The sequence below is a fragment of the Mesorhizobium sp. YR577 genome (assembly GCF_900116595.1).
Lineage (GTDB): Bacteria > Pseudomonadota > Alphaproteobacteria > Rhizobiales > Rhizobiaceae > Mesorhizobium_M.
In genome coordinates this window covers 141,229-157,437 of record NZ_FPBI01000005.1, presented here as the reverse complement: position 1 = coordinate 157,437, position 16,209 = coordinate 141,229, and the positions used below count along the sequence as shown (strand labels likewise).

At 61.3% G+C, this 16,209-nt stretch carries 13 protein-coding genes and 1 pseudogene; 10 read left to right on the top strand and 4 right to left on the bottom strand.

All coding sequences use genetic code 11. From position 1 onward, the window contains the following. Positions 1 to 11 precede the first annotated feature (11 nt). From BM413_RS09180 to BM413_RS09150, 7 genes are all read left to right on the top strand, one after another. A complete protein-coding gene (locus tag BM413_RS09180) occupies positions 12 to 1,025 on the top strand; it encodes an ABC transporter permease (protein WP_091912571.1) in 1,014 nt (337 codons plus the stop codon). After that, entirely contained in the window at positions 1,022 to 1,900 is an 879-nt protein-coding gene (locus BM413_RS09175; RefSeq protein ID WP_091912570.1) for an ABC transporter permease, read from the top strand. The genes BM413_RS09180 and BM413_RS09175 overlap by 4 nt, the downstream gene beginning before the upstream one ends. Before the next feature lie 46 nt (positions 1,901 to 1,946). Next, positions 1,947 to 2,627, top strand: coding sequence for an aspartate/glutamate racemase family protein (locus BM413_RS09170; protein WP_091912568.1), 681 nt, complete (start codon positions 1,947 to 1,949; stop codon positions 2,625 to 2,627). Positions 2,628 to 2,636: 9 nt separating this feature from the next. Further along, positions 2,637 to 4,391 carry an ATP-binding cassette domain-containing protein gene (locus tag BM413_RS09165; RefSeq protein WP_091912566.1) on the top strand — a complete coding sequence of 585 codons (1,755 nt, stop codon included), beginning with the start codon at positions 2,637 to 2,639 and terminating at the stop codon, positions 4,389 to 4,391. 112 nt (positions 4,392 to 4,503) lie between these two features. Then, on the top strand, positions 4,504 to 6,495 hold the full coding sequence (locus BM413_RS09160) for a hydantoinase/oxoprolinase family protein (RefSeq protein ID WP_210188922.1): 1,992 nt from the start codon (positions 4,504 to 4,506) through the stop codon (positions 6,493 to 6,495). Beyond that, positions 6,492 to 8,186: a hydantoinase B/oxoprolinase family protein gene (locus tag BM413_RS09155; RefSeq protein WP_091912563.1), complete on the top strand. Its 1,695-nt coding sequence runs from the start codon at positions 6,492 to 6,494 to the stop codon at positions 8,184 to 8,186. Before BM413_RS09160 ends, BM413_RS09155 begins: the two co-directional genes overlap by 4 nt. 7 nt (positions 8,187 to 8,193) lie before the next feature. Beyond that, the gene (locus tag BM413_RS09150; RefSeq protein ID WP_175544286.1) at positions 8,194 to 9,363 is read left to right on the top strand and encodes a M20 family metallopeptidase; all 1,170 of its coding nucleotides are present in this window, start codon (positions 8,194 to 8,196) and stop codon (positions 9,361 to 9,363) included. Positions 9,364 to 9,605: 242 nt separating this feature from the next. Here the strand turns inward: BM413_RS09150 and BM413_RS09145 are convergent, their stop codons facing one another. Then, complete coding sequence (locus tag BM413_RS09145; RefSeq protein ID WP_091912560.1) at positions 9,606 to 10,931, bottom strand: MFS transporter; 1,326 nt, start codon at positions 10,929 to 10,931, stop codon at positions 9,606 to 9,608. Between the two features lie 14 nt (positions 10,932 to 10,945). Further along, on the bottom strand, positions 10,946 to 12,220 hold the full coding sequence (locus tag BM413_RS09140) for an ArgE/DapE family deacylase (protein WP_091912558.1): 1,275 nt from the start codon (positions 12,218 to 12,220) through the stop codon (positions 10,946 to 10,948). 24 nt (positions 12,221 to 12,244) lie between these two features. Between BM413_RS09140 and BM413_RS09135 the strand changes: the two genes are divergently transcribed. Further along, positions 12,245 to 12,544, top strand: coding sequence for a hypothetical protein (locus BM413_RS09135; RefSeq protein ID WP_139238568.1), 300 nt, complete (start codon positions 12,245 to 12,247; stop codon positions 12,542 to 12,544). Between the two features lie 518 nt (positions 12,545 to 13,062). Here BM413_RS09135 and BM413_RS09130 read toward each other — a convergent pair. Further along, positions 13,063 to 14,001, bottom strand: a complete 939-nt coding sequence (locus BM413_RS09130) for a GlxA family transcriptional regulator (RefSeq protein ID WP_091912858.1) — start codon at positions 13,999 to 14,001, stop codon at positions 13,063 to 13,065. Between the two features lie 92 nt (positions 14,002 to 14,093). On the opposite strand from BM413_RS09130, the gene BM413_RS09125 reads away from it, so the two are divergent. Further along, positions 14,094 to 14,780, top strand: coding sequence for a DJ-1/PfpI family protein (locus tag BM413_RS09125; RefSeq protein ID WP_091912856.1), 687 nt, complete (start codon positions 14,094 to 14,096; stop codon positions 14,778 to 14,780). A gap of 100 nt (positions 14,781 to 14,880) precedes the next feature. On the opposite strand, the pseudogene BM413_RS33560 reads toward BM413_RS09125, so the two are convergent. After that, positions 14,881 to 15,234 (bottom strand): annotated as a pseudogene (locus tag BM413_RS33560) (transketolase); the annotation flags it as partial. A 181-nt stretch (positions 15,235 to 15,415) separates the two neighbouring features. Here BM413_RS33560 and BM413_RS09115 point away from each other — a divergent pair. Further along, positions 15,416 to 16,201: an SDR family NAD(P)-dependent oxidoreductase gene (locus tag BM413_RS09115; protein ID WP_091912554.1), complete on the top strand. Its 786-nt coding sequence runs from the start codon at positions 15,416 to 15,418 to the stop codon at positions 16,199 to 16,201. Positions 16,202 to 16,209 lie beyond the last annotated feature (8 nt).

Below are 16,209 nucleotides of genomic sequence, written 5' to 3'. Positions count from 1 at the left end.
TCGGAGTGGTCATGAGTTTGAAGAGCCTTCTGCAGCGCATGGCGCAGATGATTGTCGTTCTCTTCGGGGTGTCCGTTCTGGTGTTCCTGCTGACGCGGGTACTGCCGGGCGATCCGGTGGCGGCGGCGCTCGGTGACCGGGCGAGTGGCGAGCAGGTTGCGCAATTGCGCAGCCAGCTCGGCCTCGACCAGCCTCTGGTCATGCAGTACGTCAACTTCGTGACCGGCGCGCTCAAGGGTGAGTTCGGCCTGTCTCTGGTCGAACGACGCGATGTCGGCGAGGTCATCGCCTCCCGGCTTCCCGCCACTCTGGAGCTGATATTCGCCTCCCTTCTGATCGCCATTTTCGTCGGCGTTCCGCTTGGCGTGATTGCAGCTGTTCGCCGTGATCGCTTCATCGACGGCCTGTCCCGCTTCATCGCCCTGGCCGGAGTTTCCTTTCCGCAATTCTGGATCGGCATCGTCCTGCAGCTCGTCTTCGGGTTGGCCCTGGCGATGCTGCCTATCACCGGGCGCATCAGCGGCCCCCCGCCCCTGACGGTGACCGGCTTCATGACCATCGACTCCCTGCTGGCCGGCAACTTCAGCGCTTTCACCGACAGTCTGCGGCATCTGGTGGCGCCTGCGATCGTGCTCTCCACAGGGCCTTTGGCAACGATCATGCGCATGACCCGAGCCAACATGATCGACGAGTTGGAAAAGCCCTATCCTGAACTTGCCAGGGCGTTGGGCGTTCATCCGCTGATCATCAACTACAAATTCGTGCTGCGAAACGCCTTCACTCCGACCCTGACGATCATAGGCTTCCTTGTGCCGATCATGATCGGTTCCAGCTTCGTGGTCGAGAAAGTGTTCGGATGGCCAGGCATCGCCCGTTTCGGCGCAGACGCGATCATTGCCAACGACTTCAACGGGGTCGTCGGCGTCACCATGGTCGTATGCCTGTTCGTGGTGGTCATCAACTTTCTGGTGGAGACCATCTATCCGATCCTCGACCCGCGTATCCGTTCGGGAGAAACAGCATGAGCGCCGCAGCAGGACTGGAACAGGAAGCGTACGTGCCGGAAGTCCGTTTCAGGACCGTAAAGCGCTTCTTCCACAACAGGACGGCGGCCATCGGCTTCGTCTGCCTGGCGATACTGGTCTTCGTGGCGATCTTCGCGCCCTGGATCGCGCCCTACCCTGAAGACGCGCTGGACGCGCTGCATTTCGATCGGATGCTCCAGCCGCCTTCCATCGATTACCTGTTCGGCACCGACGAGGCTGGGCGCGACGTCCTGACCCGCGTCATGAACGGTGCAGCGCTCTCTCTCGGAATGGCGTTCGTCGTCATGGTCGCTGCGGTTGTGGTCGGCGTTCCGATCGGGCTCGTGGCGGGCTACTATGGCGGCCGCACGGAAATCGTGCTCATGCGCGTCGTCGATGTCTTTTCGTCCATCCCGGCACTTGTTCTGGCGCTCGGCATCAGCGTCCTGCTTGGACCGAGCCTCGTTAATGCGATGGTCGCGTTGTCTTTGGTGTGGTGGCGCGTATTCGCCCGCATCGCCCACGGACAGACACTGTCGCTCAAGCACGAGAAATACGTACTGGCGGCGCGCCAGATGGGCGCTTCCGACCGCCACATCCTGTTTCGCGAAATCCTTCCAAACATGGCGTCGTCGCTTCTCGTTGCAGCGTCGCTCGACGCCGGCGCCGTGATCCTTATCGGCACCTCGATCAGCTTCCTCGGCGCTGGCGCTAACCCGCCGACCCCGGAATGGGGGCTCATGGTCGCGACGGGCCGCAATTACATGCCGGAGTCGTGGTGGGTATCGCTTTTCCCCGGCCTTGCGATCTTCATGGTCGTGGTCAGCCTCAACATGATCGGCGACGGATTGAGAGACGTTCTGGCCGACGAATAGGCGGCTGGCAGGATGTCCCAACCATCGATCTGGAGTATTTGAATCAATGAAGATTGCAGTGGTCGTACCCAATTCGACAATGCCCGCAGACGTGCTGGACCTGCGCCGGCAGTTCCTCGAGGCAAACGCATCGGCCGGAACCGAACTGGCCATGTGGCGCAACGATCTCGGCCCTGAAAGCATTGAGACGGAAGCGCAGCGCGACGAAGCCGCTGTCGAGATCGTCAGGAATGTAAGGGCGCGCGATCTCACGGGCATCCATGGCATCATTCCGTGGTGCGCAGCCGATCCGGCGCTGGACAGCCTTCGCCAAGAGGTTTCCGTGCCGGTGGTCGGCCCGCTGATGGCATCGTGCGGGATTGCCACGAACATCGGAAGGCGCTTCACCATCGTCATTCCCCGCGGCGACGTTCCCATGACGCGTCAACGTGTGCAGGGCTACGGTTATGGGTCTGCGCTCGTGAAGGTCAGGCAGGTGGACCGCCCGGTGCTCGAACTACGCACCGACATGAACAACACGATCGAACTGCTGACGCGCGAAGTGGAACTGGCGGCACGCGAGGACCAGGCGGACTGCGTCGTTCTGGGATGCATGGCGCTGTTCGGCGTTGCCAGCCAGCTCAAAGCCAGCATTCCGGTCATCGACCCGGCGCTGGCCGCCCTGACGACCTGCGAGAGCTGGATCCGGATGGGTATCTCCAATTCCGTGCACCCGCGCGCGGCCTGACGAAATCCCATGGAAAAGCTTGTGAAGCTGCACGGCCGTGAAAGCGAGAACAACGTACTGTCGCGGGGTCGAAACCCGCATGGAGAGATTTCGGCATCGGCGGCTCCACTCGTCGAACTGAAGTCCTTTTGCCTTGGATTTCAGACAAGCGAAGGCTTTCGCCAGGTTCTCAACGACATCGATATCAGCGTCAGAGAAGGCGAAATCGTCGGCCTGGTGGGTGAATCAGGCTCGGGCAAGACCGTCACGGCCAAATATCTACTCGGCGTGGTCGCCGACAACGCCCGGGTGATATCGGGCGAGGCCCGGTTGTTCGGGCAGGATCTCCTGACGATTTCCGGTCGTGAGCGGACGGCTCTCAAGCAATACATCGCCTACGTGCCGCAGGATCCGATGGCGGCCCTGAACCCGTCCTTCACCATTGGCGGCCAGATGGTCGATTTCATCGTATGGGGACGCTCGGAGCAGAGTCTCAGCCGTTATCTGCGGCTGAAATGCAGTCGATCCGCAGTGGCCTCCGCGCGGGAACATGCAATGCATCTGCTCGATATCGTCCATATCCGCGACGTGAAGCGAGTCATGGGTTCCTATCCCCATCAGCTTTCGGGCGGCATGCGGCAGCGTGTGCTTCTCGCCATCGCAATGAGCGGCCGTCCGCGGCTGCTGGTTGCCGACGAACCGACCACGGCGCTCGACGCCACGGTTCAGAAGCGAACGGTCGATCTTATTCAGGAACTCGTCGAACGCGAGAAACTGGCTGGTCTCTACATCACACACGACCTCGGCGTAGCGCGCTGGCTCTGCTCCCGAAGCTATGTGATGCTGAATGGCAGCGTCGTGGAAGCGCGGCCGACCCGCGAGCTTCTCGACGCTCCCGAGCATGCCTACACAAGGAAGCTGGTTGCAGCAATTCCACGCCTGCATGACAACGCCCTGATCGAACACAAGGCGATTGCGCCCGAGGCCACTCCGGTCATAACGGTCCGAGATCTCGTTCGAAACTTCGGATCGGCGCAAGCTGTCCGGGGCGTCGATTTCAAGGTCGCGCGTGGCGAGACATTCGCGCTGGTCGGCGAATCCGGTTCGGGAAAAACGACCGTCGCCCAGATCATCGCCGGCAATCTCGCCCCGACGTCGGGCAGCGTCGATATCGATCTCGGCACGACGGCGGCATCAGGACGGGGAGGATCGGCACGCCGGGATGATCGTGTCCAGATGGTTTTCCAGGATCCAGGTTCCTCTCTCAATCCACGGCAGACGATCGAAGACATCGTCGGACTGCCACTGAAGCTGCGTGGAATGCGCGACAGGAAGGAACGCCGGTCAAAGGTCGAGCAACTGCTTGCCAAAGTATCGGTGCCAACGCACTTCCTCAAACGCAAGCCCCGCTCCTTGAGCGGCGGCCAGAAGCAGCGCATCGCCATTGCGCGTGCGCTGGCGCTGGAGCCGGAGATCTTGATCCTCGATGAGCCGACGTCGGCGCTGGACGTTTCCGTTCAGGCCGTCGTCCTGGAATTCCTGAAAGACCTGAGGGAAAGGGAAGGTCTCACTTACATCGTCATCACCCACAATCTCGGCGTCGTGCGCGCCATAGCAGACCGCACGGCGGTGATGTTCAACGGCAAGATAGTCGAAATGGGGCCGACCGACGACGTCCTGTCCCGCCCCCAGAGCGAATGGACGCGGACGCTCATCGAGGCGGTTCCGTCCGTTGATGCCGAAGAGGAAGAAAATCGCAAAAATCGCCCTGCCTGGAAGGCCTGAAGCCTCGAATGGACAGGGTTTGAACCGTCATAGCGCGTAACGCGCCAGAAGGAGCTAACAGTTTATGGAAGTGACAACTCATCCTCAGTCCACGGGGGGGAGCAGGATCGGCGTGGAAATCGGCGGCACCTTTACCGACATGGTGTGGCTCCGGGAAGACGGAGTCCTGCAGACCGGCAAGACCCCATCCACCCCACAGGCGATCCACGAAGCTGTCTTCAACGTCATCGGCGAATCCGGGGCAAACGTATCCGCGCTTTCGCAGATCACACACGGTTCGACCGTCGCTACCAATGCCCTGATCACGCGCCGCGGTGCGAAGGTTGCGCTGCTCACGACGCGTGGCTTTCGCGACGTGCTGGTGATCGGACGTGGCGAGCGTGATCATGACATCTACAGCATGCAATACCGGCGGTCTCCTCCACTGATCCGCCGCAGCATGATCCGCGAAATCGACGAGCGCGTCGGACCCGATGGAGAGATTGTCAAGGCGATCGACCTCACCGCCGCCTGGGCGGTCATTCAGGGCCTGCTGGACGAAGGTGTCGATGGCATCGCCGTCAGCCTTCTGCATGCTTACCGCAATCCGGAACATGAACGCGCGATTGCCGAAATGATCCGCGAGCGCGCGCCGGGTGTTGCGGTCTCGGCCAGCTACGAGGTTTCGCCGGAATTTCGCGAATACGAGCGGAGTGTCACGACCGTCGTCAACTCCTTCGTGGGGCCTGTGGTCGAAAACTATATCGGCAAGCTCGACAAAGGACTGCGTCAGAAAGGCTATGACGGCGTCCTGCACATCATGCAATCGAACGGTGGCGTCATGCCGGCCTCGGCGGCAGGCAGCAACGCGGTTCGCATGCTGTTGTCAGGTCCGGCCGCGGGCGTGCGCGCCGCGATCTGGTTTGCAAGAAGAAACGGTATCGAAAACATCATCACGCTCGACATGGGCGGTACCAGTACCGATGTCGCGCTTGCTCCGAGCCTCGTTCCCGGAACGGTTGCCGAACTCACCATCGACGGCCTTCCGGTACGGACCGCTTCGGTGGACATGGAAACCATCGGGGCCGGTGGCGGAAGCATTGCCTCAGTTGACCGTGGCGGCTTCCTGACCGTCGGCCCGGAAAGCGCTGGTGCGCGTCCCGGTCCGGCTTGCTACGGCCACGGCGGCAACCGGCCGACCGTCACCGACGCGCAGCTGGTTACAGGCCTGTTGCGCGCGGATCGGTTCTTCGGCGGCAAGATGACGCTCGACATGGATGCGGCCATGGCCGCGCTGGCGACGATCGACCTTCCGGTCAGCCCCGAGCAGAAGGCGGATTCGATCCTTCGTCTCATCAACAGCAACATGGCAAGCGCCGTGCGTCTTGTATCGACCGGACGCGGGATCGACCCGCGAACCTTCACAATGGTGGCCTTTGGCGGCGGTGGCCCGCTGCACGGGGCAATGGTCGCGGAGGAGATCGGCATTCGCGAGGTTCTCGTGCCGTGGTCGCCCGGTCTTGCCAGCGCTTTCGGCCTGCTGATCGCAGACACGATCATTGATGCCTCCAGCAGCGATCTGCATACGCTATGCGACACGACACTGGATTTCGCGCGGATCGAAAGATTGCGGGAGACAGCAGGAGATGTTGCGGCATCGAGCGGTCTTGCGGGCGAAGAGTTCCAGATCATCGTCGGCCTGGATATGCGGTATGCAAGCCAGGCATTTGAACTGACGATCTGGACAACAGGCGAACCACTGGATGCAACGAAGCTGCGCCAGCTTTTCGAGGACGAACACCGCCTTCGCTACGGCTATGCGCGTGGATCGCTCGACGTGGAAGTCGTGGCCTACCGTCTGCGTCTCTACAAGGCAGGCGCAGACGGCGTGACCACGCCGTTGCCGGAGGCTGTGCCATCGTCCGCAGGCAGCGACATGATCGATGTGCAGCTCGGCGGCAAGCGGCATCAGGCGCAGTTTGCACTGCGCAGAAACATAGCCGTTGGCGGCAAGGTCAGCGGACCTGCCATTCTGGCCGAACCGACATCGACCGTCGTCGTGCCGGCAGGCTGGGAAGCCGAGTGTCTGCCGAGCGGCGATCTACTACTGAGGGACAAGCGATGAGCACGGACAAGACGATCCTGACGATCATAGCGCGCGGCTTCCAGGCCGCCGCGGACGAGATGGCGAGAAACCTGATCCGTTCTGCCTTTTCTGCGGTGGTTCGCGAGGCGCGCGACTGCTCCACGGCGCTTCTCGATGCCGAGGGACGGGTCATCGGACAGGCTGACATGATCCCGATGCAGACGGCTGCGCTGAACGGGTCGTTCCGGGCGGCGGCCGATACCGTCGATATGACGGACATTGGGCCGGACGACTTCATCCTGCTGAATGATCCCTATAGCGGCGGCCAGCATCTCAACGACATCATTCTTTTCACACCGATCTTCTTCGACAAAAAGCTGATCGCATGGTCCGGCAGCACCGCCCACCATCTCGATATCGGCGGCGGGACGGTCGGCGTCAACGTAGCGGCGATCGAACTGATCCAGGAAGGCATCGTCATCCCGCCGGTACGCGGAAATATCCACCGCGACTGGAATGGCGGCACGATCGAGCGGATGATCTTCGCCAACATCCGCACGCCCGATATCGGCCGCGGCGACATGGACGCCCAGTTTGCCGCAAACCGCATCGGCGCCGAGCGCGTGCTCGATCTCGTCCGCCGTTACGGCATTGACCATGTGACCGAAGCCATGTCGGAAGTGCTCGATTACAGCGAGCGGCGGATGCGCGCGGCGATCGCCGAAATTCCGGATGGCAGCTGGTACGGTGAGGCTTGGATCGACAGCAACGGCCGCGACTTCGACGCCGGGGCGGTGAAGATCTGCGTCAACGTCACAATCAAGGGCGATGAGGCGGTACTGGACTTCACTGGCTCTGCGGAACAACTGCCCAGCATGTTCAATTCACCGATCGCCAGCAGCATCGCGGCGGCGGTCACAGCAATCAGAAGCATCCTGGCGGATACTGAAATGCCCGCCAACGACGGCTGCAACCGGCCTTTGACGCTGATATTCCCGGAGGGATCGGTGCTTAATCCGCGGCCGGGCGCCGCGGTGCGGGCGCGCGGGACCTCTGGCTGCCGGGCGCTCGATGCAGTCCACAATGCGCTCGGCCAGGCGCTTCCGGAAAGAACTCCGGCCCAGGGCAACAACGCGACGACCGCCTTCTTCCTCTCGCATACTCAACCCGGCAAGACGGCAGCGATCCATCTCGACGTACTCGGCGGCGGCTGGGGCGCGGCGAAGGGCTACGATGCCATCCACGCCACGGACCACGTCTTGTCGTCATGCCGGATCACGCCGGCGGAGTCGATCGAACAGTTGCACCCGCATGTGCGCATGGAAAGCTTCGGCCTCGTTCAGAATTCGATGGGCGCGGGGCAGTTCAACGGTGGCATGGGCATCTTCCGCCGATATCGAATACAGTCCGACGACGTCATCCTCAGCCTTTACTCCGACCGTTTCCGCCTGCCGCCCAAGGGCAGCGAGAAGGGACACGACGCGAGCCGTGCATCGCTTTTCGTCGTTCGCGGCGACGATGTCATCCAGCTTGATGCGACCAGTTCCATGTCGCTGGTTGCCGGCGACATCGTCGAAATCCGCCTTCCGGGCGGTGGCGGCTGGGGCGATCCGGCGCTGCGCGACCGGGCTCAGGTCGAAGCGGATCTGGTGGACGGCTACATCACCGAAGAGTTCGCCCTGGAACATTACGGTTTCCGCCTCGGTGGCAGTGAGACAACGGCAGCGTGAGGAATCAATGCAGTACGACAACATCATTCAGCCCAAGGATATCGACGCGGAAGCCTTTCTCGAAGGGATCATCCGCTGGGTAAAGTTCGAAACCCCGTCCGAACGGCACGACTTGATCGACATCTTCTACGACCATGTGGAAGCAAGTTTCGAGGGGCTCCCGGTCGAGCGGCGGCGAATTCCCGCCTGCGAGAGAGGCGCCGGCCAGCTCGTGCTCACCTATGCGCCTGAGGGATCGAGCGGCAAACCGGTCGCGCTCCTGGGTCATATCGACACTGTCTGGGCTGCCGGCACGCTGGAAAACATGCCGGTAAAACGCGAGGGCGACAAGGTCTATGGACCGGGCATCTTCGATATGAAGGCCGGCTCTTTCCTTGCAACCGAAACACTGCGCCGTATTGCAAGCCAAGGGCTGGTGCCGCCGCGCCCGATCGTCGTCTACCTGAATGGCGACGAGGAAACCGGTAGCGGGGCTTCCCGCGCCACAATCGAGGAGATCGGCTCCGAGGCGTTTTTCAACCTGATCCCGGAACCGGCCTTTGGCGATCCCGGTACGCTGATCACCGCCCGCAAGGGCGTCGCGTTCTTTACCTTCACAGCGCATGGCCGTTCGTCCCATGCAGGCGGCAACCTGTCTGACGGGCGCAGCGCTATCCACGAACTCGCTCACCAGATCGTTGCGATCGAAGCGATGAACAACAATAACGAAGGTTCCTCGTTCAACGTGGGGACATTCCAGGGTGGAACCCGCCTCAACGTGGTTCCCGCTTTCGCGACGTTCGGTGTCGATATGCGCGCGACCTGCCCGGAAAGCGCCGACCGCTTGCTGCGCGAGCTTACGGCCCGCAAGGCGGTAACGCCGGACGTCGAACTCGAAATCACCGGCGAACTCAACCGGCCGGTTTTCGCGAAGACCAAGCAAGTTGCCCGCCTCTACGATGCCACAAAGGCACTCGGCGCAGCGCTCGGCCTCGATCTTGGCGAAACCTCGCGCGGCGGTGGCTCCGACGGCAACTTCCTGGCGGCGCTCGGCGTTCCTGTGCTCGACGGATTTGGCTTGAATGGCGCCGGCGCCCACGCGGTTCATGAGCACATCCTCGTCTCGACCATCGCGCCGCGCGCGGCACTCATACACTCGATGCTGATGTCCAAGGCGTTCCAAGATCAGGCGGTTTGATCAATCAAAGCATCGTGTTCGCCTGGAGATTTCAATCCTTAGCACGTCGCTGAAAAAAGTGTTGGCGGATAGCAAACTTCCTAATGGTGGCAACGAAGATGTCGTTGCCACCATCGTGCTTCCGGCTTTCGCTGCGGGGTGAAGGTCGTGCCTCGATGCCCTGCTTGCACGTTAAGGCCAGACGGCGTTTGGTCGATCAGCAAACAATGGATGGTTTCTGCAGGTCGGTTTCCTAACGGAAATCACGCCTCGACTTCCTCGTTCCCACTTTTCTGCCCGCTCCATCTCTGTCCCAATTCCCCTCGTCGATATCTATCAAGCAGCGAGACGCAGACGAACGAGACACCGGCAAGGGCGCTGGCGAAGACGGCAAGCGGCCACCACTCCCCCTTGAACTCTTGCGCCAGCACCGTACCCAGCACGGGAGTTAGGCCGCCGGCAAGCGCCGCGCAGAACTGATAGGCGATAGAGATCGCGCTGTAGCGCACCCTTGCAGGGAATATCTGCGAGATATAGCCGGCGATGACGGCATAGGAGAAGGCGCCGAAGATGATATTGACGATCAGACCGATCTGAATCAGCGCGTAATTGCCGGTTTCGACGACCATGAACAGAGGATAGGGCGTCAGCATCGCACCGGCTAAGCAAATTTTCAAGAATAGCCCCTCATTGCCCATTTTCTCGGAAATGCGGGCGCCGAGCGGCTGGAAGAGGAATTGCGCGATCGCCGTCCAGAACAATGCTTCGAGAATGGTCGAGCGATCAATGCCGGCATATTGCGTAGCGTAGGTGACGAGGAAGGTGTTGTAGAAGTAGACTGCCGCAATGCCGAAGGTGTTGGCACCCATCGCGAGGAAGATAGCGCTGCGCCAGTCGCGGAAAACTTCCGCCGCTGGCATGGCGGAGGTCTGGGCACTTTTCTTCATCGCTTCGAATTCCGGCGTTTCCTCGATGTTGAGGCGGATAACGAGGCCAACGACGAGCAGCGCGATACTGACCAGGAAGGGCACGCGCCAACCCCAGCTCAGGAATACCTCCGAGTCGACGAGCCCGGCAACGCGGAAGGCAAGCAACGCCAGCACCAGGCCGGCGGGGCTGCCGAGTTGGGCGAACGAGGCGAAGAAGGTCTGTCGCCCCTTCGGGGCATGTTCGGCCGCCAAAAGCACTGCCCCGCCCCACTCACCTCCGACCGCGATCCCCTGCAAGACGCGCAGCGCGACCAACAGCACCGGCGCCCAGAAGCCGATTTCGGCATAAGTCGGCAGCAGGCCGATCAGAGCCGTAGCGCAGCCCATCATGACAAGCGTGATGACCAGTATGTTCTTACGGCCCATTCGGTCGCCGAGATGGCCGAAGATCAGTCCGCCAAGCGGCCGGGCGAAGAAGCCAACCGCAAAGGTGCCAAAAGCCGACAGCGTCGCGATATACGGCGAGGCCCCGGTAAAGAACAGCGGCCCGAAGACCAAGGCTGCAGCGAAGCCGTAAATGTAGAAGTCATACCATTCAATGGTGGTGCCGACGAACGAGCCGATGGCGGCGCGGGTCGACTGCGATTTCCGGTCTATCATGATGCCCTTCCCTCTCAGATCGCCCGAAGGCCACACCAGCGTTGGATGAAATCGGCGATGACGCGAGTGGTCTGCCTGACGCTCTCCAGCTCGACATATTCGTCAAAGCCATGGGCGCGCAGGCCTCTGGCGCCGTAGCAGAGGCTCGGAATGTCGTAATAGCGGCCGTAGAAACGGCTGTCGGTGACGCCGGTGATCAGCCAGTCTTCAGCGTCTTGGCCGGTCGTCGCCAGATGAGCGGCGCGCACCGCCGTCTCGAATTCGCCGCCAGGCTCCAGAATGTAGTCATCGGCCTGGAAACCGTTCCAGATGACCTCGGGCGGATTGGCTGCCAGGAAGGGGTCTGCGGCGGCCGCCTTCATCACTACATCGATGATCTCCTGGCGGAAAACGTCCAGCGGCGTGCCGGGTAGCACGGCGATGCGGCAATCCAATTCACACCAGGCGGGTGTCGAGCTTGCCCAGTCGCCCCCTCGGATTTTGCCAGGATTGAAATTAATCGGCGAACTGAGCTTCGAATACCAGGGATGGGATTTGACCCGATCGTTGAGTTCCAGGGTGAAGGCCTGCAGCGCCTCGATCAGGCGATAGGTGGAGAGGATGGCATTGGTGCCCTGATCGCTGTCGACGACGTGGGCCGGAATGCCCTTCACCGACAGGCGGAACCACATGACACCGATCTGGCCGCGGCCGATACGCAAGCCGGTTGGCTCGGGGATGAGGCAAGCATTGGCACGATAACCTCGCGCCAATGTCGACAGAGCGCCGTTGCCGGTGGATTCCTCCTCCGTCACCGTCTGCACATAGACGTCGCTTCCCGGCAGGTAACCAGCGGTGCGCAAGGCATCGAGTGCGAAGACCATGGCGGCTACGCCGGATTTCATGTCGCAGGTGCCGCGCCCATAGAGCTTGCCATCGACGATCTCCCCGCCGTAGGGCGCATGCGACCACATCTCCAGCGGTCCAGTCGGCACCACATCGACATGGCCCTGGAGGATAAGGCTGCGGCCAACCGGTTTCGGAGCGCGAATGGCCGCGACCACCTGCACCGCCTTTTCGTAATCCGTATCGGTGACCGGCGAATAACCTGGCAGCGTGCTCATCGCTACATCCGACAGCATGTAGCGGTCGACGTTCCATCCGCGTTCGCGGAACGAGCCGGCGATCCAGTCCTGGCAGGGCCCTTCAAGGCCGCGTTCGCTGGGAAACTGCGTCAGGGTCCGCAGCCATTCGATCTGGCGTTCCCAGTTCTGGGAAATGGCGGCGTCGATTTGCGATGGGGTCAGCATGACCTCTCCTTTTCTGGCAGGTGATTGCGTGATCTGTCGTTCGCCGCGTGTCTGGTCGAACGGGCGTGTGGCGGAAAATTTCCCGCGCAGAATGGTCTGAAAAATATGTTGGGGCGCAGAGTAACGAGCTTGCTCTTTCGCCCGACAGCGCCTGAACTGCCAGCCCACAGCGGAGGTGCCGATGCCTACGACGACGTCCAGGCCTTCCGCCTCACACCAGCTGCGGGCGATCTGGCTGCCGACATCGGCCTTGTTCTGATGGTCGGCCGCAATAATCCCGTCGTTGAGCGACTTGCCCAGCGCCTAGAAATCCACAGAGGTTAGTTTTGCGGCAACGACCGAACTCGGGCTGGCAAGGTCTGTGAGCGGGCCTAATTGGTCGCTGAGCGCACCGCCGCAGATACGTCCCTTACGGAAAGAGAGGTGGCGGGAGCGGTGAGCGAGTCACTGCCGTTCGCACTGCAAGAAAGGCAAGTGAATTCCTTCGGCATCTTCATTCTTGTTCCCATTATAGAGCCCGCTTTTGCGGTCCTCGGCACGCACGGCCATCGTGCGCCAGCCTGGACTTGCTCGGCAATTTTTTGCCTATGGTTGGAAGGTTAAATCCGACGTCAGATATCCGCAATGCCGGATTTCCATCAATTCCTGCCATGCCAGGGCGGAAGTGCATCTCATCTCCAGAAAGGCTTAAAGGTGTTCGGCATAGGCCGAGTTTGGCCCAGGGTGCCTACCAAATTAGCCCCGCGATATCTGCCCGGCGGCTGCAAGCGTGAGATCCGGCGTCAGGCCAAGCCCGGCTCTCACATTTGGCGATACGAAGACACCCTCTTAGGCTCTGCAACCTAGCCAGTGCGGGATTCCCGGCGCACGGATTGCGGGGGATGGCCGAATGCGCGGACAAAAGCACGCCGCATCCTCTCGGCATCCCCGAAGCCGGTGGTCTCCGCGACGCGCTCAATCAGTTCGCCCGACGACTGCACCCGCTCGCGGGCCACTTCGAGCCGCAATCTCTCGATCGCCTTCGATGGTGTGCACCCCGTTTCGGCGGTGAACACCCGCGCGAAATGGCGGGGGCTGATGCCCGCGCGCTCGGCAAGCGTTTCCACGTTGAGTGGCTTGTCGAGGTTCTCACGCACCCACGACAACAACGGCCCGAAGCGCCCGTTCGGCGTCTTCAGTTCCAGCAATGACGAGAATTGCGACTGCCCACCACTGCGGCGATGGTATAGCACAAGCTGTCGGGCGACGCTCTTTGCGACCTTCTCGCCGAAATCTTCGGAAACCATCGCCAGTGCAAGATCGATACCGGCGGTGATTCCGGCAGAGGTCCAGATATTACCTTCGTTCAGGAATATCCGGTCGGGGTCCAATCGCACTTCGGGATACCGCGAGACGAAGTCCTGCGTCCGTGACCAGTGTGTCGTCGCCTTTCGGCCATTCAGGAGGCCCGCGGCTGCCAGGACGTAGGCACCCGAACAGACGCTAGCTATGCGCGCACCCCGTTCGGAAAGGCGCTGCACGAAAGACAGCGTCTTGCTGCAATCCGCAGCCTCTTCCACGCCCAACCCGCCTGCAACGATGAGCGTTGAGATAGAGCCGTCATCTTTTAACCCCGACGCCACCAGCTCGATACCGGCTGAACTCCTCACCGGACCCGGACGCGCCGCCACCATGCACACGTTTGGTCCGGTTTGGGCGAAACGTTGCGCCAACTCGAAGACGGATGCGGGGCCGGATGCATCGAGCAGCTGGAAGCCCGGAAAGATCAGAATGGCGATCAAGTTCAATGTCCGTAATTAAGGGAACTATGGCATTTTGGATAAAGGCAAATCATGGCAAATTCCCCATGTCAAGTTTCAATCAGAGGTTACCAATGTCCAATTCCCTACAGATCGGCTTGCTGGTCTTCCCCCTTGTTACCCAGTTGGACATGACCGGGCCGCTTCAGGTCTTTTCGAGTCTGCCTGGTGCGAAAGTCCATCTCGTGTGGAAGACACTAGAGCCTGTGCAGAGCGATACGCCGTTGCGTATTCCGCCGACGTCCACCTTCGCCGACTGCCCGCAGCTCGACGTGATCTGCGTGCCCGGCGGCTACGGCACGGACGATCTGTTGGGTGACGATGAGGTTCTGGATTTCCTGCGCAGGCAGGCCGAAGGCGCAAGATTCGTCACATCGGTCTGTACTGGATCCCTCGTGCTTGCCGCCGCGGGTTTGTTGAAGGGATACCGGGCAGCCACGCACTGGAGCGCTCGCGAAGCCCTGCCTCTGCTGGGCGTTGAGCTTTCCCGCGAGAGGGTTTGCGTCGACCGCAACCGGCTGACCGGAGGCGGCGTGACTGCTGGTATCGATCTCGCACTCACCGTTATTGCGCATCTGGTGGATCCGACGGCGGCGGAGACGATCCAGTTACGGCTCGAATACAATCCGCAACCGCCGTTCAATGCGGGCTCCCCCGACACCGCCTCGCCGGCAGTCCTGGCTATCTCACAAGACCGGATCAAGGTCGCCAAACAGCGTCGGATGGAACTTGTTCGGCAAGCGGCCGCCCGCATGCAATAGAGGCTGACACCGCGGTCGATCGTCGATGACCGCAACAGCCTGCAGAAGCACGTTTGGCGCGCCCGGATCGTGAGGTTTTGAAACACACGGACGGGCGCAGTCACGTATGATTAGTTGGACTCAGAATACCTAACCCATGACGAATGGGCCTGCCCGGAATAAGCACCTCGGCAGCTTTCAGGATGCCTGCGGCATCTATCTCATGACGCCTTTAGAGATCGGCGATCGTTCCGGTTTGGCCGAAAATGCCCGACACTCAGTGACCGCGTGCGATGCCCACGCACCGACCCAAGCCATGCCAGGGTTGCCGGATGCCCGTCGAGTACGGCTATCAGGCCGCAGGGTGGCGGAACCTCTGCAAGCGCTTTTCGACATGACTTTCGGCGGTGTTCAGGCCGCGCTCCCTCGCCCGTTGCGCTGCTGTCCACCCGGCATTCAGTCGATCCGCCGAGGACGACACAGACCTACTTTACAACTACTCAACTTAGCAGCTAAGTTGTCTGTCGTATGAAAACGTCGCCTCGGTTCTTCGCCTTCGACCAATGACAGCTACATCAACGCCACCCACTCTCAACGTGAATGGCAGCCTCTACTTGGCCTGAGCGGCCGCAATTCCCGACATCAATGGAGTGGATATGACTGATAACTACGCCACATTCGCAAACGACGCCTTCGCCGGTCGGTCCGTATTGATTACCGGCGCGGCCAGCGGCATGGGGCTCGAAACCGCACGCGCATTCGCGTCCAAAGGCGCCGAAGTCATCATGTGCGACCGCGACACCAAGGGGCTGGAGCAGCATGCCGGAGCGCTGCGCGAAAGTGGCGCGAAAATCCATGCCGTGACCGTCGATGTCAGCAATCCCGACAGCATCTCGAAGGCCTTCGCCTATTGCGACGAGAAGCTTGAGCGTCTCGACAATGTGGTGACATGCGCCGCCGTCATCACCGCCAAGCGGATATTCGAACAGGACTGGGCGCACTGGGAGCGCGTGCTTGGCGTTAACCTGCTTGGCACGTTCTTCACCGTACAGGCCGGCGTGAAGCGCTTCCTCGAAAATCCGCAGGGCGGCAACATCGTCTGTGTTGCGTCCGACGCGGGCGTCTGTGGCGGTGGTGGGCTCATCGCCGATACCGCATACGCAGCCTCAAAAGCCGGAACCCTGTCGCTGGTGAAATCGATGGCGCGCGAACTGGCGGGCAAGAAAGTGCGGATCAACGCGCTGAATCCCGGCCCGACCGATTCGCCCATGCATTCGCATATCGACCAGGCGCTGAAGGACCGCATTGCCGCAAACCTCCCGATGCGGCGCATGGGAAGACCGACTGACATGGCGGCCGCCATCATGTTCCTTTGCTCCGACGCCGCGAGCTTCACCTATGGCTCCGCCCTCGACGTCGATGGCGGGTCGATGTTCCGCTGATCCTGGAG

Coding starts and splice junctions, on each gene's coding strand:
- BM413_RS09180 (WP_091912571.1), top strand. CDS start 12: ATGAGTTTGAAGAGCCTTCTGCAGCGCATGGCGCAGATGATTGTCGTT.
- BM413_RS09175 (WP_091912570.1), top strand. CDS start 1,022: ATGAGCGCCGCAGCAGGACTGGAACAGGAAGCGTACGTGCCGGAAGTC.
- BM413_RS09170 (WP_091912568.1), top strand. CDS start 1,947: ATGAAGATTGCAGTGGTCGTACCCAATTCGACAATGCCCGCAGACGTG.
- BM413_RS09165 (WP_091912566.1), top strand. CDS start 2,637: ATGGAAAAGCTTGTGAAGCTGCACGGCCGTGAAAGCGAGAACAACGTA.
- BM413_RS09155 (WP_091912563.1), top strand. CDS start 6,492: ATGAGCACGGACAAGACGATCCTGACGATCATAGCGCGCGGCTTCCAG.
- BM413_RS09150 (WP_175544286.1), top strand. CDS start 8,194: ATGCAGTACGACAACATCATTCAGCCCAAGGATATCGACGCGGAAGCC.
- BM413_RS09145 (WP_091912560.1), bottom strand. CDS start 10,931: ATGATAGACCGGAAATCGCAGTCGACCCGCGCCGCCATCGGCTCGTTC.
- BM413_RS09140 (WP_091912558.1), bottom strand. CDS start 12,220: ATGCTGACCCCATCGCAAATCGACGCCGCCATTTCCCAGAACTGGGAA.
- BM413_RS09125 (WP_091912856.1), top strand. CDS start 14,094: ATGTCCAATTCCCTACAGATCGGCTTGCTGGTCTTCCCCCTTGTTACC.
- BM413_RS09115 (WP_091912554.1), top strand. CDS start 15,416: ATGACTGATAACTACGCCACATTCGCAAACGACGCCTTCGCCGGTCGG.